Here is a 17629-nt window from a genome sequence, read left to right on the forward strand (position 1 = left end):
AACCACCTGTGAGTGGGTCATTTAATGCGCTATAATAGCATCCATCAATCCCATCTAAACCATTGCCATGAATACTCTAGTCGGCGATAAATTATGCAGTTTTGAAGACTATCTCCAGTATGATGATGGAACCGATAACCGATATGAATTAGTCCAGGGGAGATTAGAACTTATGAATCCACCGACTATCAGACATTTGCTGATTGCTGATTTTATTCGGGATAGCTTAAAAGCAGAAATTAATCGAAAAAATTTACCGTGGCTATGTTTTAAAGAAGCCGGGGTCAGAACCGGAGTCCAGAAATCGCGGGTAACCGATATCTGTGTAGTCTCACAAGAACAAGCCCTAGACTTGTTGGATAAGTCTGCTGTTTTCCAGACGCCGCCGTTATTAGTAGTAGAAGTGGTCAGTCCTGAATCGGTCAACCGGGACTATCGATATAAGCGATCGGAATATGCAGCCGCCGAAATCGTCGAATATTGGATTGTAGACCCCATCCTAAATAAACTATCCGTCTTACGCCTAGAAGAAGGATTTTATGAAGAAACAGTATTAACCGCAAGTCAGTCCATAGTCTCTCAAGTTTTCCCCGAATTAATCTTAACCGTTGACCAAGTTTTAGATGCTGGAAAACTAGATTCTTAATTTTCAGAAAACTGTTATTATAAACTTTTATTAATCTGATGCAAATATGTTTTTTTCAACTGCAAACATGATAAAATAGCCCAAAACTAAGAGATCACCCGGGAGTGCAATCTACTCCTTCTGAGATGGAAACAGACCCGATATTTTACCGCCTGTTTAAACAACAACCCAGTTGCTTCTTTGAACTAATTGGTCGTCCCGCCTCCGAAGCAGAAGCTTATGACTTCTCGTCCGTGGAACTCAAACAAACTGCATTTCGCATTGATGGGTTGTTTATCCCCAAAGCTGAGTTTCCAGAAATGCCGCTGAATTTGGTGGAGGTGCAATTTTACAGCGACAAAAAATTTTATGCCCGTTTGTTTGCGGAACTCTTTCTATACCTCCATCAAAATAATCCTGCTCAAAACTGGCGATTAGTAGTCATTTTTGGCCGACGCAGTTATGAACCGAAGGAACTGGCCCCCTATCAAGCCCTGCTGAATTCCCCTCAAGTTCAGCGCATCTATCTTGACGAGTTAGAAGCGGTCCCTAAAACCTCGTTAGGAATGCGGATTGTCCAGTTAATCATTGAGAAGCGCGACGCTTCTGCTGCGGAACAAGCCAGACAGCTTGTGGTTCAGGCAAGGCAGAATATGACCGATGACGCGGAACGAGCAGAAGTTGTAGACTTGATAGAGACGGTCGTATTGTACAAGTTTTCTAAGTTAAGCCGCGAGGAGGTCCAAGAAATGGTAGGCGTGAATGAATTTAAGCAATCCAAGCTGTATCAAGATATTAAGCTCGAAGGCAAACTTGAAGGTAAACTTGAAGTAGTGCCGCAGTTGCTGTCTCAGGGATTTACAGTAGAGCAAACCGCCCAAATTTTGGGTTTAACTGTCGAACAAGTGCGTCAAGGAATTCAAGAAACCTAGGTTTTAGGATTACAAGCTGTAGGAACAGAAACCCGGTTTCTTACTTTAATGAATGGCTGATTTGCAAAAAGTTGGTAAAGAAACCGGGTTTCTGGCTTTAATGGGTTTAGCGAGTCTCGAATCCGAGATACCCTCTGGGGGTAATCATCCAATTTTCATAGAGACTGGTGCTTTGATTGCCAATCAGAATGGTACTGAGCATATCGATGGGGTTTTCTAGGAGTTTTTCCAGGGTGGTGAGGGTGATTTGTTCGTCTTCTCGATACGCCGATCGCACGATCGCGACGGGAGTCTCAGGTTTTCGGTGTTTGAGAAAAATTGCCTGTGCGATCGCAATCTGTTCGGTTCGAGTACGCGATCGCGGATTATAAAGCGCCACCACAAAATCGGCGGCTGCGGCTGCTTCTAACCGCTTTTCTATCATCGTCCAAGGGGTGAGCAAATCACTCAGGCTAATCGCACAAAAATCATGCATTAAAGGCGTTCCCACCCGAGAGGCAGCCGCTTGTAAGGCGGTAATTCCGGGGAAAACTTGCACCCCTGGGGTTTTGCCATCCCAACCCCCATCCCGGAGTTGTTCTAAAACTAATCCCGCCATGCCGTAAATTCCCGCATCTCCCGAGGAAATCACGGCAACGGTTAATCCCCACTGTGCAAACCCGATCGCGAGTTCTGCGCGTTGTCTTTCCTGGGTAATCGGCAACGATTGCACCAGTTGACCCGGACGCAAGAGAGGTTTAATTAAATCAATATAGAGGGTATAACCAATCACCAGATCGGCGGTGGTAATGGCGGTTTGTGCTGCCGGGGTCATCTGGTTTAACGCACCCGGACCCGTTCCCACTAACCAGAGTTTTCCCTCACGTCCGGTATATTCTCTCTCCGATTGGGCGATCGCCACCGTCACAGCACCGGGTTCCCCCTCTAGGCGAAAAATTTGCTTAGACACGAGAAGCGAATTAAACGTCTCACCTGGGGAAGTCAACTCTTGTGCAGCAACGATCGCCGCTGCTTCTGCCACGCTGGGAGTCCCCACTTCCTGTTCCACCACCGTTGACGGGGTGGGAACCGAAACCGACTTCAAAACCTCTGAGGAAAAGGTTTTTAACGGCCACTGACGTGCCTCGCACAACTCCAATAATCCCACTTCATCGGCTTTAATATCAATGGTGGCAATTCCGGCGATCGCGGCTTGTGCGAAATGATGGGACTGACAAACTTGGGCGATCGCACTTTCCACCACCCGCCGCGAGGTTCCTCGTTCGCAACCGACTCCCACCCACAAAACTCGCGGATGCCATTGCACCTTGGGAAATTCTGAATTCGGTGCAAATTGGCGCTGGGTAGCACTAATCCAGACTCTTGCCTTGGGGGGTTTGGAATCATCCGGCGATTCTAGGACAAAGGGATGATTTTCGGGTAAATTCTCTTGCCAGAGGGTACAACCGACTTCCTGGATGACTTCTACGGGTTCCTGACGGGCGATCGCCGCACTGACAGCGGTCCAATTACCCTCCCCTCTTGTCCAGCCAAAGGGGACGCCTAGCACATCAATTCCCGGCAATTGCAACGCAGAGGATGCGCCAGTGAGAACCGGGGTGGCACCGATGTGAGAGGCGACTGCCTGAGTCAGTCTGTCAGCACCCCCTTGATGTCCACTACATAAACTAATGGTAAATTTCCCCGCTTCATCCACCACAACCACTGCTGGATCGATGGATTTGTGCTGTAACAAGGGTGCGATCGCCCGGACAACTGCGCCGGTTGCTAAACAAAAGATAAAAGCGCGACAATCCGGCCAAATCTGAGCGAGATGGTCCGTCAATGAGCCCGTATAAACCTGCACTCTGGGGTGAGTCGTCCCATCAATCGCGTCTTGACAGGATGCAGGTATCCATAGGGTCGCATCGGTGGCATCACACAAAGATAGTAATCGTTTGACCCCCGATGGGGTAACGGCGATCGCGGCGATCGGCTGATAATCCTCAAACAGTGACAATTTCAACGAACAATTCCTGATATTAAACGCGCCAGTCTATTCTATTTATCCGTTATAGGCGGGGCAGTTAATATAGTGCCCCTATCCTATCGGATATCCTCCCTAAAATGACCTCCGTCCTGAGTTCATTCCGGTAAAATAGTCTACCTTTGACTCAGGACCTCAAACCCAGAACCCTTAAATATCCAGATCCATCAGTTTGAGTTGAGGACCGTAGGTTTCGATGAACTCACGACGGGGTGCAACCCGATCGCCCATTAACACCGTAAACACGCGATCGGCTTCTGCCGCATCTTCAATTTCCACCCGCTTCAAGGTGCGACTTTCTGGATTCATCGTGGTTTCCCAGAGTTGAGTTGGCATCATTTCACCCAACCCTTTGAACCGCTGAATCGTGTAGTTTGCATTCGCGGGGAATTCATTGCGGATCAGGGTTTGCAGTTCGCGATCGCTGTAACAGTAGAAATGATTCCGACCCCGTTCCACTTTATATAACGGCGGACAAGCAATGTAAACATACCCTTGATCCACCATTTCCCGTTGATAACGATAGAAAAACGTGAGAAGCAGTGTGCGGATGTGGGCCCCATCGACGTCCGCGTCAGTCATAATGATGATTCGATGGTAGCGCAATTGTGAGGAATCAAATTCTTCCCCTTTAATCCCTAAACCGAGGGCGGCAATTAAGGCTTGGATTTCGGTATTTTTGTAAATCTTGGCATCATCGGTTTTTTCGATGTTGAGGATTTTACCGCGCAAGGGGAGGATTGCTTGGAAGCGGCGATCGCGTCCTTGTTTGGCACTGCCTCCCGCACTATCTCCTTCTACAATGTAGATTTCACTTTCACTCGGGTCTTTGGTACTACAATCCGCCAGTTTTCCAGGCAGGGGAGAGGATTCTAAGACTGATTTGCGTCGGACCAATTCCCTGGCGCGGCGGGCGGCTTCTGCGGCATTATAGGCTTGAATGGCCCGTTCTAAAATGGAATCCGCCACACTGGGTCGAAATTCTAAATACTCCGTGAGCACTTCACCCACTAAAGAATCGACAATTCCCCGGACTTCGGTATTGCCTAATTTGGTCTTGGTTTGTCCTTCAAATTCCGGGTCGGGCACTTTCACGGAAATCACCGCAGTTAACCCTTCCCGAATGTGCTCACCGCCGAGATTGGAATCCCCTTCTTTGAGTTTATTCCGTTTGCGGGCGATCGCATTCATGGTCCGCGTTAAAACGGCTTTCAATCCTTCTAGGTGAGTACCGCCATCAATGGTGCGGATGTTATTTGCAAACCCCAGGACATTATCGGTGTAAGCATCGATGCACCATTGCAACGAAACTTCAACATGAACATTATTCCGTTCGCCTTCAACGTAAATAATTTCTTCATGAAGAGGCTGTTTGTCCCGGTTCATGTATTCTACATATTCCCGAATTCCACCTTCATAGCAATAAGTTTCAACTCGTGGCTCATTATTTTTAAGCAGTTCGATGCGATTATCCGAAAAGGTAATTTTAACCCCAGCATTGAGGTAGGCCAGTTCGCGCAATCGTCCCGCTACAGTGCTGTAATCAAATTCAATGCCGGTACTGAAAATTTGCAGGTCTGGTTTAAAGCAAACGGAGGTTCCCGTGCGATTTTCTTTAATCGGTTTAGCTTCTAATTCGCCAATTGCTGCACCCCGTTCATACCGTTGGGTATGGACTTTTTTCTCCCGCCAAACTGTGACTTCCACCCATTCCGACAAGGCGTTAACCACGGAGATCCCCACCCCGTGTAATCCTCCGGAGACTTTATACCCGCCCCCTCCAAATTTACCTCCAGCGTGGAGGACGGTCATCACGGTTTCCAGGGCCGACCTTCCTGTTTTAGAATGGATGTCCGTAGGAATGCCTCGACCGTCATCGGTTACGGTACAAGAGCCATCTGGATTGAACTCAATTTCAATATGGGTACAGTGTCCAGCAAGCGCCTCATCGATCGAGTTGTCCACAACCTCGTAAACTAGATGGTGGAGTCCTCGGGGCCCGGTGGTCCCGATGTACATCCCCGGTCGCTTGCGTACTGCTTCGAGTCCTTCAAGAACTTGTATTTGGTCAGCGCTGTAGTTGCTGGTCATACCACGATAGCTCCATTAATAGGGCTTTTGCAGCCCACAAAGTGTCAGAATACCAAAAACTGTCAAAATTATAACATTAAACGGTTGTTCGCGATGATAGCCCAATTAGAAGAGAAATTTTTTGGGGGGATGGAGGGGAGGTTGGGGGAGATAGGGAGGTTAGGGGAGATGGGGAAGATTGGGGAGATGGGGAGGATGGGGAAGATTGGGGAGATGGGGAGGATGGGGGAGATTGGGGAGATGGGGGGATGAGGAAGGAGAAATGAGGATCATGCCTGGATTAATTGTGATTTGTGGGGCGACGGCAACGGGGAAATCCAGTCTGGCATTGGATTTAGCCCAGCGTCTGGGGTCGCCCATTTTGAGTGCGGATTCTCGTCAGGTGTATCGCGAGTTCGATATTGGGACCGCTAAACCCACTGCTGCCGATCGCCGGTTGGTCCCTCATTATCTCCTAGATATCTGTGATCCGACAGAGAATTTGACCGTGGCGGATTATCAGGACCGGGCAAATCAGGCGATCGCTGAGGTTCATCAAAGGAATCAGGTCCCTTTGTTGGTGGGAGGGACGGGTTTATATCTGAAGGCAGTGGTTAAGGGGTTGAAAATTCCCCGGGTGGCCCCTAATTCCGAGTTGCGATCGCAGTTGGCGGCGTTGGGTCAAGGTCAATGTTATGCCATGCTGCAACAGGTGGACCCTGAGAGTACCACCCGCATTCATGCCCATGATTCGGTTAGAACTTTACGGGCATTAGAAGTATTTTACGTCACAGGCTGCCCCATTTCTCAACAACAAGGAGAAAATCTCCCTAGTTATCCTATTTTACAAATTGGTTTAGATTGTACGGAGGTCCAAGAGGGCGATCGGCGAATTTTAATTCGTACCCAGGAAATGTTTGAGGCGGGTTTTGTGGCGGAGGTGGAATCAATTTGTGACAAATATGGAACAAATTTACCCCTACTTCATACCCTCGGATATGCTGAAATTAAGCAATATTTGGCCGGAAAAATTTCCCTAGAAGAGGCTAAAGAATTAACGGCCTTACATACCCGACAATTTGCTAAACGCCAGCGGACTTGGTTCCGAGGCGATCGCCAGATTGAATGGTTTGCTGCAGATCAGCCCGATTTGCTAGAACGGGTCTGGAATCGAATCCAGAAGTTTTTAGAACCGCCGAAAGTCCCCTCGGTCTCCACTACTTCATCACGAGTATAACCTCCTATCTATGTCAATCGAATTTAAGTTAAGATTATGAAATCTAATCAGTTAGAAACAAAGTGTATTTTATCAGTAACTTTAAACATCATCGGGTTGCTTATAGCCGTTATCTTCATTGCTAAAAAAGGAGGAATTCCTTACATTTTAAGACAACTCCAGACAACTCCTGCTAAAACGTCTACTCAACCTTGGGTGGATATTTACTATCAACATCGTCAAAGTTTGTTTGAAGGGATTACTACTGAAATCAGCAGTCCCATTATTTTTCTCGGGGATAGTTTAACGGATTCTTGTGAATGGAACGAGATTTTAAATCATCCCCAAATTGTGAATCGCGGCATTATGGGGGATACAACCGATGGGGTCTTGGAACGGTTAAAGCCTATTCTCGCCTCTCAACCGCGTCAAATTTTTCTGATGATTGGCATTAATGATTTAGCCCGCAAAAAGGATTTTTCAGGAATTTTATTCAATTATCAACAGATTTTAGCCACGATTCAACAACAATCTCCGCAAACTGAAGTTTATATCAAAAGTGTTTTACCCGTCAACAACACCCTATTTGAAAAAGGCCCTAGCAATGAGATGATTAGAAATCTGAATACTCAACTACAACGGTTAAGCAAAAATTATTCTTATTCCTATATTGATTTACATTCTAAACTGGTGGATGAAAATCAACAACTCGATGAACGCTATACCCTAGATGGGTTACATTTGAATGGGACGGCCTACTTGATTTGGAAAGCGGCGATCGAAAATTATGTGAAACGCGACGGTAAGGGATTGGATAAAGGATAAAACCGATTCCCCAACCCATAACCCACCCCTAATGACCCATGATGCACAACCCACAACATTACCCGAGGTGAATTGATGGATTATCTTAAATTTATTGAAATGCTTCCTAAGCAGTATGAAAATTGGGGTGAGGATTCAGTCAAACCCTGTTCTGACAAGTTCCAAGAGGTTCTCGATCGCGTCCAAGGGACAACAACGGCGAATTTGATGCAGTTAATCAATTTGGCGGTGTCTTGCCTGGAACCCGGGGAAATTTATTGTGAAATTGGCACTTATCAAGGGTCGAGTTTAATTGGCGCATTGCTAGATCAAGGAGATCGCCATGCTTATGGGGTAGATAATTTCTCGGAATGGGATGAAAGTAGCGAGAGTTATGAAACCTTGATTGAGAATTTAACTCAATTTCAGGTGTTGGATCGGGTGGAGTTTTATAATGAAGACTTTGAAAGGTTTCTCTTGGATCTGCGCGATCGCCAACCGACGCCTAAAGTTGGGGTCTATTTTTATGATTGTGCTTATGACTATCGATCGCAACTGATTGGGTTACTGTTCATGAAAAACTTTTTAGCCGATCGCGCTTTAGTGATTGTTAATAATGGTCACTGGAAAACCGTCCAACAAGCACAAAAAGATTTTATTGCCGCCCATCCCGAATGTCAAGCGATCGCCGAACTCTCTAGCGTCGTTGGGGAAGCAACGTTTGGGAATGGAATTCAAGTGCTGAGGTGGACAAGTTCCTCGAATAATCGTTATTCTGCTGCTTCCGAACAGAATCGCGATCGGCAAGCCGTCGGATCATAAATTGCAGGCAGTTTTGCCCAAAAATTATCCTAAATCCGATACTCATTTAATCTCCCATCTTGATAAACCCTCAGTAGGAACTATAGTACCATGTTGGCCCAAAAGACGCAACAAGAACGCGACTGGAAAGCGATTATTAAAGAATTTGAACGAGTGGTTGGAAAAGATGGAGTAGTCCGACGAAAAGAAGAACTCCTTACATACGAATGTGATGGATTAACCAGCTACCGCCAACGTCCCGCATTAGTCGTATTACCCCGAACCACGGAACAGGTTTCTGAAGCCATTAAAGTTTGCGATCGCCATAACATTCCCTGGTTACCCCGAGGTGCAGGAACCGGACTTTCTGGCGGTGCATTACCCATTGAAAACTCGGTGTTAATTGTCACTTCGTTAATGCGAAAAATCCTCAAAGTTGACCTAGAAAATCAGCGGGTTGTCGTCCAACCCGGGGTAATTAATAACTGGGTTACCCAAACCGTTAGCGGGGCGGGATTTTATTATGCCCCCGACCCGTCTAGTCAAATTATCTGTTCTATTGGTGGCAATGTTGCTGAAAATTCAGGGGGTGTTCACTGCCTCAAATATGGCGTTACCACCAATCATGTTTTAGGCTTAAAATTAGTCCTGCCGGATGGTTCCATTGTGGATGTAGGAGGAGAACTTACGGAAATGCCCGGTTATGATTTAACCGGCTTATTTGTTGGGTCCGAAGGCACATTAGGAATCGCGACAGAAATTACCCTTCGCATTCTCAAAACCCCGGAAGCTATTTGCGTCCTCTTAGCTGATTTTACCAGCGTTGAAGATGCTGGGGCGGCAGTTTCTGCCATTACCAGCGCAGGCATTATTCCCGCTGGGATGGAAATGATGGATAACCTCAGCATTAATGCCGTAGAAGATGTTGTTGCCACCGGATGCTATCCCCGCGATGCCACGGCTATTTTACTCGTTGAAATTGATGGATTGCAGGTGGAAGTAGATAAAAATAAACAGAGAATTTCTGAACTTTGCAAGCAGAATGGGGCGAGAAACATTACTTCCGCCAGTGACTTGGAAACGCGGCTAAAATTATGGAAAGGGCGGAAAGCTGCTTTTGCCGCAGCGGGACATTTAAGCCCAGATTATTATGTGCAAGATGGAGTCATTCCCCGGACTCAATTGCCTTATGTGTTGAAAGAAATCGAGGGACTCAGCCAAAAATATGGCTATCGCGTGGCGAATGTCTTTCATGCTGGAGATGGCAATCTTCATCCGTTAGTTTTGTATGATAATTCTATCCCTGGGGCATTAGAACAAGTGGAAGAACTCGGGGGAGAAATTCTCAAACTCTGTGTAAAAGTTGGGGGAAGTCTCACGGGAGAACATGGGATTGGTGCTGATAAAAAATGCTACATGAGTGAAATGTTTAATGAAATTGATTTAGAAACCATGCAATGGGTGCGTAGTGTGTTTAATCCCAAAGGATTGGCAAATCCAGATAAACTCTTTCCCACCCCCCGGACCTGTGGAGAAGCAGCCAATGCCCTACAGACTCAAAAATTTGAGGGAATAGAGGCTTTTTAAGGCTCAATTCTGATGAATTAATCTATTTACAACCTCTCAGCAACAGGTTAAATTTTCTAACAAGCCCCCCTTTTCAAGGGGGGTTGGGGGGATCAAACCAGTATTTTGCCAGAATTCAACAGGGCTTAGTAACGCTTGACTTTAAACTCATACTGGAGAAAAGTATTCGGGTCTAAAGGGGAAAATTTTTGTTTCCAATTAGAGACAATATAAAAATAATTCTTCGCATCTTCTAAACAGTATTCGTAAATTCTATTAATAATTTCACTGGAATTTTCTTTTTGAGATAGGACTCGCTTGGCATTACGGCGAATGTAAAGCCCATTAATTTGTTTATCAATGTTGATATCCAGATATTCAAATAATCCATTTAATCCCCCCCGGTATCGAGATTGTTTGGGGTCATATAAATCTAAAATAGTTAGCGGACTGATGTCTGGCTTGAGTTTCAGAGACCTAATGCGCTTTGTTAAACAATATAAATCACTGTTAATAATATTGAAACCGACGAAAATTTTGTCTTGCAATAATTTTAAATCGGTAATAATTTCTTTGACTAAATATTTTTCTTCGCGATGGTTTTCAATGAGTTGAATTTTAATATATTGAGAATCGGTAGATTCTAAAATGCGAGTAATGGTATAACCAAAAATTCTTTGTTGGACTTTGTTTGGAGTGATATAAACTGGAAAAAATTCTAAATCAATAAAGACTAAGTTATGAAGAGGACCCTGATAAAAATTATTAATGAACTGAGTTTCCAGACAGAGTTCTTTTTTCCACATAGTAGCCTACAATACAAGAAGATAGTTAATAAGAGATATACTATATCATACAATTCTATCGGGATTTTCATGGCAACTGACCGGGGTTAATCGCAGCAAGGCCCTAGGAAAGTTGAGAATCCCTCCGGGATATTCAGGAGAAAAGCTGGATTGCCGAGTTATCCGAAGTAATTGTCTAGGTTTCCCCTGGGAAATCCAACGCCGGTCCTCCCTCTCCCCGGATGCCTGGAGAAAATCACTCGGGTGAAGTTTGACAGTGAGAGCAGTAGCAGGCTACAACCGAGGAGACTGTATGTGTTGACCTGATTATTTTAGGCGATCGCGGAGATTCATGAGCTATGTAAATGGAGTGGGCCTCAAATTAACTTGGGATGCCTTGTTAGACCAGTTTTCTGCCGATCGCAAACTCGGTAAAAAAGTCTTATTTAATTTAGTCAGTAGCTATTGTCAGCCGGAACGATATTATCATAACCTCGGACATATTCAGTTGATAATAGAAATCCTAGACCCCCTGAAATCTCTAGCCCAGGATTTTGCCGCTATTTATTTAGCCACTTGGTTTCATGATGTGATTTATGACCCGACTGCTTCGGATAATGAAGAGAAAAGTGCAGACTATGCCGCAGAAGTCTTGACAACATTAAATATTCCCGCGTCAACGATTGCCGCCACCCAAACGCTGATTCTCAGAACGAAACACCATGAAGCGGCAAGGGATGAATTAGATATTCAAATTTTTCTCGATGCAGATTGGGCAATTTTTGGGGAAGAACCCTCAGAATATCAGTTTTATACTCAAGCCATTCGCCGAGAATTTGTGGCCTTTTCTGACGACGACTATCGCCGAGGGAGAACGCAATTTTTAAAAAGGGTATTAAAGCGCGATCGCCTGTATTTTACTCCCCAGATGTTTGAGGAACGAGAGGCGATCGCCCGCCGTAATTTAGAACAAGAACTTCACACCCTTTCCGCCTAAATTCTCTCGTCTAAGCCCCCTCTCAATTAACCTTATAAATATTTCTGCAAAATCACCTTTAATTTATCCTTAATCCGAGGCGGTACTCGTTTCATTGGCGTTAAAATCGCATATTTTAACGCCGAATGTGCCTTACTTTCCGGGGGATTATTACCCAACCGTCCCACTACATTTCGGATTACTTGTTGGGCATGGGCAGCATTGGCATGGAGGTGTTCCAATATCATCTCTACGGTGACACTATCATGCATCGGATGCCAACAGTCATAATCTGTGACTAAGGCCAAAGTTGCATAAGCAATTTCTGCTTCCCGGGCCAATTTGGCCTCGGTTAAATTCGTCATGCCAATGATACTCGCCCCCCAACTGCGATACAAATTAGATTCTGCTTGCGTCGAAAAAGCCGGACCTTCCATACAGACATAAGTCCCGCCGCGATGCAGATGAACCTCCGGTAAATTCAAACTTGCCACCGCATCCCCGAGAATTTCTGCGAGGCGATCGCAAATGGGTTCTCCAAAGGCAATATGAGCAACAATCCCCTCACCAAAAAAACTGGAAATACGATGTTGAGTGCGATCGATAAACTGATCGGGAACCACCATATCCAGCGGTTTCACCTCCTCTTTCAAAGACCCCACTGCCGAAGCTGAAATAATATAATCCACCCCTAATTGTTTCAAGGCATAGATATTGGCCCGAAACGGAATTTCCGAAGGCATCAGACTATGGTGACGACCATGACGGGCTAAAAAGGCCACCCGGATGCCATCTAAAGTCCCGATGATGGCAGCATCCGAAGGCGAACCAAAAGGGGTATTCATCGGCACTTCTTCGATATCTTTCAGCGCCTCCATTTGATAGAGTCCGCTTCCCCCAATAATACCGATTTTAACGGGTTCCATTGTATCCTAATTCCTCTATTGTTTCAAAACAAAGCCCGCATCAGCGGGCTTATCTTAACGAATTTTAAATTAAATGGGGTCGGATTTTAAGCATTCGTTCCCTCTTTCACCAAATGCCCGATCGCACTCGACACCAACGATAGCACGATTGCTCCAATAATAGCCGGTAAAAATCCATTGACATCAAACCCCGGGGTAAGATAACCCACCAGGGAGAGGGTGATGCCATTAATCACCAACAAAAATAACCCCAACGTTAAAATCGTTAAAGGCAACGTCAAAAGCACCAGAATCGGTTTGACAATGGCATTAATCAATCCCATTAAAATAGCAGCGAGGGCAGCCGATGAAAACCCAGCGACATCGATACCAGGGACAACATAGGACGTAATCAGCAGGGAAATGGCTGCAACGAACCAAGTAATGATAAAACCGATCATAAGTCTGTCTCCAGGGTGACTTCACCTTAAATTGTAACCACAAATTTGGGCAATTAGCCCCCAAATGCAGTACCCTGAGCTATAGACCTAGTTGGGTTAGTGTAATCAAGAACCTTAACAAACCTCGTTATGAACTGGCGACATTTAGCTGTTACTGTTTTAGCACTCGTGCTGTTATTCATGCCCTTACCGGCATTAGCGCAAGCTTATAAATACTATCCACCCCCGCTGTCCTATAGCAATGCCCAACTCTCCGGCAAAGACTTTTCCGGGCAGTTTTTACGGACCGCCGAGTTCTCGAATGCGGATTTGCAATTCACCAATTTCTCGAATGTTCAGGCAGAGGGGGCCATTTTCAGCCTTTCCATGATGAAAGATGCGAATTTTCATGGGGCGAATTTGACCAATTCCATGCTGGAATGGACCAACTTAACCAATGCGGATTTTACCGATGCGGTGTTAGTTGAGGCGCTGTTTCTCGGTGCGAATGTGAAAAATATGAAGATTACAGGTGCAGACTTCACCGATGCCATTTTAGATGGAGATCAAATCAACAAACTCTGTAAAAATGCCAGTGGTGTTAATTCACAAACTGGGGTGGATACTCGCGAATCCCTTGGATGTCGGTAGCATCATCTTCTAGCCTATAATCGTTATTTCTTGTAGGGGCGCAATGCTTGCGCCCTTTGTAGAGGCTTCGAGCATCGAAGCCCCTACGAATACAGACGGAAAGACCTAAAACCGCTGCTGGAGGGTCGCTTGGGGAAGCGATCCGGGGGCGCAAGCATTGCGCCCCTACGAATACAGCAATTTAGGGCTAAAAAGGGTTAGGATTCCCCTAGAATTTTGGCGGCAGCGGCGACACCGGCACCGACTTGGGCTGTTGCCTTACCGAGTTCTTGCAAGGCGGCTTCTAAGGCAGCAATTGCAGTTAGGATATCGCGATCGCTGACAAATCCTAAATGTCCAATCCGGAAGATTTCACCCTTGAGGTGGTCTTGTCCTCCTGCCATCACGATATCAAACCGTTTCTTGACAATGGACCGAATTTGTTCCGCATCAGACGTCGCCACAGCGGTAATCGATCGCGCTGCTGCATCATCCGGCGCATAGAGTTTTAATCCCATTGCCGTTGCTGCCGCCCGAGTAGCCCGCATTTGCCGTTCATGGCGCTTGAAGATATTTTCTAAACCTTCCTGCTTCATCATCCGCAAGGTAGCTTGCAAGGCAAAAATCAGGTTAACTGGGGGCGTAAACGGACTGCTATTTTTATCCGTGGCTTTCTTGTATTTGCCCAAATCCAGATAAAATTTCGGCAGTTTAGCCGTTTTGTACGCTTCCCATGCTTTGGCACTGACGGCGACAAAGCCCAGTCCCGGAGGAATCATAAAGCCTTTTTGGGACCCCGAGGCGACCACATCCAGTCCCCAAGCGTCGATCGGCACATTCATCGCCCCTAAACTGGTGACGGCATCAACGATAATTAATGCCTGACCATGCGCTTTCACGTGACGATTGATGGCTTCTAAATCATTCACCACCCCAGTGGAAGTTTCGCTGTGGGTGACGATGACTGCTTTAATTTCTTTGTTGGTATCCGCTTCCAGCTTTTGCCGGAATTGCTCGGGGTCCAAAGCTTGTCCCCAGTCAGCGGTGATGGGGTCTACCGTGAGGCTATAGGCTTTCGCAACTTGCGCCCAGCGTTCCCCAAATTTACCATTGCTACCCACAATGACGCGATCGCCTGGACTCAGGAAGTTAATGATTCCCGCTTCCATCGCGCCAGTCCCGGACGCCGTAAGCATCAAGACATCGCTTTGAGTTTGGTGCAGCCATTTCAAATTTTCCGTCACCTCGGCGATGACTGCCTCAAAATCTTTGCTCCGGTGGCCTATGGGATGTTTTGCCAAGGCTCTCAATGCTTGTTCTGGCACCGGAGTGGGGCCAGGAATCATTAGCATCAGCTTGTCGTCCATTGAATCTAGTCCTAATCCAATTAAATTTAAGTATGAGGAGTTCCGATCAATGCCTCCCGTAAGGCTCTGTATCGGCGAGTGCTGTTGCTGAATGCGCTTTCACCCGAATCTTTAATTCTACTGGTTTACGGTATTAGATGCAAGCGCGTCTGATTACTCAGGATTGGCCGAATTTCCAGGGGTCTTAGCAGCCGCCACTTCGTTAAGGGACCAGCGATGTTCTACGGGGATATTTTCACGCTGAAACTTAGACTCTAGCTGCTTCTGTTGGCTTTGGGCTTTTCTCAGGGTCACGATGAGTTGTTGTACCTGTTCCCGAGCAGATGGATTCTGATTCACCGCATAGAGGGTTTGCCGTTCCAACAGTTGCAGCAGCAGTTCATAGTGAATCGGGGAAGGAAGAGGAATGGGTTCCATATATTAATGCAGCGGTCTCCCGTAAATGGATGCCCAATTCCAAGGGAATCAGACATTGCATGGTTTTAGTATAGAACCTGATGGGTCCTGAAGGGCGATCGCCCCCCAGGAATCAATTACTCGGGAAAAATAGCAGCGAGGGCTTCCCCGGGGTCGGGTTGTTTCATAAAGGCTTCCCCAATCAACACCGCTTTAGCACCGGCATCAACCACCCGCTTCAGGTCCTCCGGGGTCTGTAGTCCGGATTCGCTGACCACGATGATATTTTCCAGGCGATCGCGCCGTTGTTCCAGCAGTTGACAGGTTGTGCCTAAATCGACGGTAAAATCTTCAAGGTCGCGATTATTAATGCCAACCAAAGTAACCCCATCCAGAGCTAAAACCCGGTCTAGCTCTTCTAGGGTATGTACTTCAATTAGGGGAGTAACTCCTAATGTTTTGGCAATTTTAATAAAATACTGTAAGTCTTTATCCGAGAGGATTGCAGCAATCAGCAAGATAGCATCTGCCCCATTAACCCGGGCGAGATAAATCTGATAGGGATAGATGATAAAGTCTTTACAAAGTAGGGGTAAATCCACCACTTCACGGACGGCTTTGAGGTAGTCAAAACTGCCTTGAAAGAATTTACTATCCGTCAGGACCGAGAGACAGGCGGCCCCCCCTTTTTGGTAAGATTGAGCGATCGCCACCGGGTCAAAGTCTTCGCGGATGACCCCTTTGCTGGGAGAAGCTTTTTTAATTTCCGCGATCGCCGCCGGTTGTTTGGATGCCGACACCAAGGCCCCCAGAAAATCCTTCGGTGCAGGGACTGCCTGGAGGAGCTTTTGTAACTCTAGCAAAGGCTGGCGATCGCGCAAGGCATCCACTTCTATTTCCTTGTGCCAAACGATTTCTTCAAGAATATGTCGAGGTTCAGCATCAGGAACCTGGATTTGATAGCGCATCGACTTGACGCCTACAGCAGGATTCGGAGGACGGCGGCGAATATTGGGCATGGGGGTTAGAAGCAATCAACAGAAATAACAGCAGGGCGAGGAAAAGAGACCTGACCCGCGTCGTCTCTACCTCAGTAGTAAAGATTTAACCACAAAAGCGAGCGATCGCATTGATGCTTGCTCTTCCTCGGGACTCAGAATTTTTTAGTCCCCAATTTAGACAGGCAAAAGCTTCGGGAGGCGATCGCCTGAACAATCTCTCGCCTAAACTGGTTTAACATAGAACAAAAAGCAATCCCATAATCCAAGGTAGGGAACAATGGACGCGCTGATAGAGACCCTCAATGCCAAATTAACCCAATGGGAACCCGATGTGGCGGAAGCAGTACGTCAAAGCATTTCTGAGATTATAGAAATGGCCGATCGCGACCTTCTGGATATCATGCGATCGCGCCTTGTCGAACAGGAGGTATTAGATTTAATCGATGAACCCGAAACCCGGTGAAGTCTGGCTGGTCGATTTGGGATTAGCTGCCAAAATGCGACCTGTTCTCATCGTCTCTCGTGCCGATCCCAATCCGCCCAGAGCATTGGTGGTCTATGTTCCCCTAACCAGTCAAAATCGCGAGAGTCCTTACGAGGTGGTACTCCCAAAACTACCCTTTCTGAATCGCGATTCTGTAGCGAATGTTCAAGGGTTAGGGTCTGTACCACCGTGAGGCTAGAGCAAAGATTGGGTAGACTTCCAGAAGGAGGTCATGCTTCAAGTTAAGGTAGCTATTTTATTTGCATTGATTCTAAAAAAAGTGATCGCTCCCTATTCTCTATGCAGACAGAAGCGATCCCCCTAAGCTTATATTTACCTAAGTAAGCACTGGTGCAAAAATAATTGCACCCTTCGGGATAGTCTAGGCAAGGCTTTCAGCGAATCCGGATGTGCAATTTATTTTGCATGACTGCTTAGTTATCAAAAACTAATTGCACATTTTCAATTGCTGATGTCCTGGTCTATGAAGTCTCAAATCGTACAACTTGTTTCAAATACTAGGTATTAATCAATTACTATCGCAGTTTCCTCCTCCTGCACAATTACCTGTACAGGTAGAACAATTATCCGAACAATCTACTGTA

General features: G+C 46.3%; 18 protein-coding genes. 10 read left to right on the forward strand and 8 right to left on the reverse strand.

The window, feature by feature from the left end:
• Positions 1-67: 67 nt before the first annotated feature.
• The gene (locus tag NG796_RS21340) at positions 68-646 is read left to right on the forward strand and encodes a Uma2 family endonuclease (RefSeq protein WP_261209114.1); all 579 of its coding nucleotides are present in this window, start codon (positions 68-70) and stop codon (positions 644-646) included.
• A gap of 104 nt (positions 647-750) precedes the next feature.
• Positions 751-1557, forward strand: a complete 807-nt coding sequence (locus NG796_RS21345; RefSeq protein WP_261209115.1) for an Rpn family recombination-promoting nuclease/putative transposase — start codon at positions 751-753, stop codon at positions 1555-1557.
• 106 nt (positions 1558-1663) lie between these two features.
• Here the strand turns inward: NG796_RS21345 and cobJ are convergent, their stop codons facing one another.
• On the reverse strand, positions 1664-3562 hold the full coding sequence (gene cobJ, locus NG796_RS21350; protein ID WP_317619339.1) for a precorrin-3B C(17)-methyltransferase: 1899 nt from the start codon (positions 3560-3562) through the stop codon (positions 1664-1666).
• Between the two features lie 171 nt (positions 3563-3733).
• Positions 3734-5674 carry a DNA topoisomerase (ATP-hydrolyzing) subunit B gene (gyrB, locus tag NG796_RS21355; RefSeq protein ID WP_261209116.1) on the reverse strand — a complete coding sequence of 647 codons (1941 nt, stop codon included), beginning with the start codon at positions 5672-5674 and terminating at the stop codon, positions 3734-3736.
• A 271-nt stretch (positions 5675-5945) separates the two neighbouring features.
• Here gyrB and miaA point away from each other — a divergent pair, with 271 nt between their 5' ends.
• The 4 genes from miaA to glcD all read left to right on the forward strand — a co-directional run bounded on the left by miaA (position 5946) and on the right by glcD (position 10061).
• The gene (gene miaA / locus NG796_RS21360; protein ID WP_261209118.1) at positions 5946-6890 is read left to right on the forward strand and encodes a tRNA (adenosine(37)-N6)-dimethylallyltransferase MiaA; all 945 of its coding nucleotides are present in this window, start codon (positions 5946-5948) and stop codon (positions 6888-6890) included.
• Between the two features lie 36 nt (positions 6891-6926).
• Entirely contained in the window at positions 6927-7694 is a 768-nt protein-coding gene (locus tag NG796_RS21365) for a GDSL-type esterase/lipase family protein (protein ID WP_261209119.1), read from the forward strand.
• A 75-nt stretch (positions 7695-7769) separates the two neighbouring features.
• Positions 7770-8495 carry a class I SAM-dependent methyltransferase gene (locus NG796_RS21370; protein ID WP_261209120.1) on the forward strand — a complete coding sequence of 242 codons (726 nt, stop codon included), beginning with the start codon at positions 7770-7772 and terminating at the stop codon, positions 8493-8495.
• 90 nt (positions 8496-8585) lie between these two features.
• Complete coding sequence (glcD, locus tag NG796_RS21375; protein ID WP_261209121.1) at positions 8586-10061, forward strand: glycolate oxidase subunit GlcD; 1476 nt, start codon at positions 8586-8588, stop codon at positions 10059-10061.
• 125 nt (positions 10062-10186) lie between these two features.
• On the opposite strand, the gene NG796_RS21380 is transcribed toward glcD, so the two are convergent.
• Positions 10187-10846 (reverse strand): ribonuclease H-like domain-containing protein, encoded by a 660-nt coding sequence (locus tag NG796_RS21380; RefSeq protein ID WP_261209122.1) that lies wholly within the window; start codon positions 10844-10846, stop codon positions 10187-10189.
• A 331-nt stretch (positions 10847-11177) separates the two neighbouring features.
• Here NG796_RS21380 and NG796_RS21385 point away from each other — a divergent pair, with 331 nt between their 5' ends.
• Entirely contained in the window at positions 11178-11822 is a 645-nt protein-coding gene (locus NG796_RS21385) for a hypothetical protein (protein ID WP_261209123.1), read from the forward strand.
• Between the two features lie 32 nt (positions 11823-11854).
• On the opposite strand, the gene NG796_RS21390 is transcribed toward NG796_RS21385, so the two are convergent.
• The gene (locus NG796_RS21390) at positions 11855-12727 is read right to left on the reverse strand and encodes an S-methyl-5'-thioadenosine phosphorylase (protein WP_261209124.1); all 873 of its coding nucleotides are present in this window, start codon (positions 12725-12727) and stop codon (positions 11855-11857) included.
• Positions 12728-12813: 86 nt separating this feature from the next.
• Positions 12814-13167 (reverse strand): phage holin family protein, encoded by a 354-nt coding sequence (locus NG796_RS21395; protein ID WP_261209125.1) that lies wholly within the window; start codon positions 13165-13167, stop codon positions 12814-12816.
• Between the two features lie 129 nt (positions 13168-13296).
• On the opposite strand from NG796_RS21395, the gene NG796_RS21400 reads away from it, so the two are divergent.
• The gene (locus tag NG796_RS21400) at positions 13297-13797 is read left to right on the forward strand and encodes a pentapeptide repeat-containing protein (RefSeq protein WP_261209126.1); all 501 of its coding nucleotides are present in this window, start codon (positions 13297-13299) and stop codon (positions 13795-13797) included.
• Between the two features lie 197 nt (positions 13798-13994).
• Here NG796_RS21400 and NG796_RS21405 read toward each other — a convergent pair whose 3' ends face one another.
• From NG796_RS21405 to trpC, 3 genes are all read right to left on the reverse strand, one after another.
• Positions 13995-15143 (reverse strand): pyridoxal-phosphate-dependent aminotransferase family protein, encoded by a 1149-nt coding sequence (locus NG796_RS21405; protein WP_261209127.1) that lies wholly within the window; start codon positions 15141-15143, stop codon positions 13995-13997.
• 153 nt (positions 15144-15296) lie between these two features.
• Entirely contained in the window at positions 15297-15560 is a 264-nt protein-coding gene (locus tag NG796_RS21410; protein WP_261209129.1) for a DUF5340 domain-containing protein, read from the reverse strand.
• 116 nt (positions 15561-15676) lie between these two features.
• Entirely contained in the window at positions 15677-16558 is an 882-nt protein-coding gene (trpC, locus tag NG796_RS21415; RefSeq protein ID WP_261209131.1) for an indole-3-glycerol phosphate synthase TrpC, read from the reverse strand.
• A gap of 259 nt (positions 16559-16817) precedes the next feature.
• Here trpC and NG796_RS21420 point away from each other — a divergent pair, with 259 nt between their 5' ends.
• Positions 16818-17003 (forward strand): hypothetical protein, encoded by a 186-nt coding sequence (locus NG796_RS21420; protein WP_261209132.1) that lies wholly within the window; start codon positions 16818-16820, stop codon positions 17001-17003.
• Positions 16984-17217 (forward strand): type II toxin-antitoxin system PemK/MazF family toxin, encoded by a 234-nt coding sequence (locus NG796_RS21425; RefSeq protein ID WP_261209133.1) that lies wholly within the window; start codon positions 16984-16986, stop codon positions 17215-17217. The genes NG796_RS21420 and NG796_RS21425 overlap by 20 nt, the downstream gene beginning before the upstream one ends.
• Positions 17218-17629 lie beyond the last annotated feature (412 nt).

Source organism: Laspinema sp. D2d, assembly GCF_025370755.1.
Classification (GTDB): domain Bacteria; phylum Cyanobacteriota; class Cyanobacteriia; order Cyanobacteriales; family Laspinemataceae; genus Laspinema.

Coding starts and splice junctions, on each gene's coding strand:
- NG796_RS21340 (WP_261209114.1), top strand. CDS start 68: ATGAATACTCTAGTCGGCGATAAATTATGCAGTTTTGAAGACTATCTC.
- gyrB (WP_261209116.1), bottom strand. CDS start 5,674: ATGACCAGCAACTACAGCGCTGACCAAATACAAGTTCTTGAAGGACTC.
- miaA (WP_261209118.1), top strand. CDS start 5,946: ATGCCTGGATTAATTGTGATTTGTGGGGCGACGGCAACGGGGAAATCC.
- NG796_RS21365 (WP_261209119.1), top strand. CDS start 6,927: ATGAAATCTAATCAGTTAGAAACAAAGTGTATTTTATCAGTAACTTTA.
- NG796_RS21370 (WP_261209120.1), top strand. CDS start 7,770: ATGGATTATCTTAAATTTATTGAAATGCTTCCTAAGCAGTATGAAAAT.
- glcD (WP_261209121.1), top strand. CDS start 8,586: ATGTTGGCCCAAAAGACGCAACAAGAACGCGACTGGAAAGCGATTATT.
- NG796_RS21380 (WP_261209122.1), bottom strand. CDS start 10,846: ATGTGGAAAAAAGAACTCTGTCTGGAAACTCAGTTCATTAATAATTTT.
- NG796_RS21385 (WP_261209123.1), top strand. CDS start 11,178: ATGAGCTATGTAAATGGAGTGGGCCTCAAATTAACTTGGGATGCCTTG.
- NG796_RS21390 (WP_261209124.1), bottom strand. CDS start 12,727: ATGGAACCCGTTAAAATCGGTATTATTGGGGGAAGCGGACTCTATCAA.
- NG796_RS21395 (WP_261209125.1), bottom strand. CDS start 13,167: ATGATCGGTTTTATCATTACTTGGTTCGTTGCAGCCATTTCCCTGCTG.
- NG796_RS21400 (WP_261209126.1), top strand. CDS start 13,297: ATGAACTGGCGACATTTAGCTGTTACTGTTTTAGCACTCGTGCTGTTA.
- NG796_RS21405 (WP_261209127.1), bottom strand. CDS start 15,143: ATGGACGACAAGCTGATGCTAATGATTCCTGGCCCCACTCCGGTGCCA.
- NG796_RS21410 (WP_261209129.1), bottom strand. CDS start 15,560: ATGGAACCCATTCCTCTTCCTTCCCCGATTCACTATGAACTGCTGCTG.
- trpC (WP_261209131.1), bottom strand. CDS start 16,558: ATGCCCAATATTCGCCGCCGTCCTCCGAATCCTGCTGTAGGCGTCAAG.
- NG796_RS21420 (WP_261209132.1), top strand. CDS start 16,818: ATGGACGCGCTGATAGAGACCCTCAATGCCAAATTAACCCAATGGGAA.
- NG796_RS21425 (WP_261209133.1), top strand. CDS start 16,984: ATGAACCCGAAACCCGGTGAAGTCTGGCTGGTCGATTTGGGATTAGCT.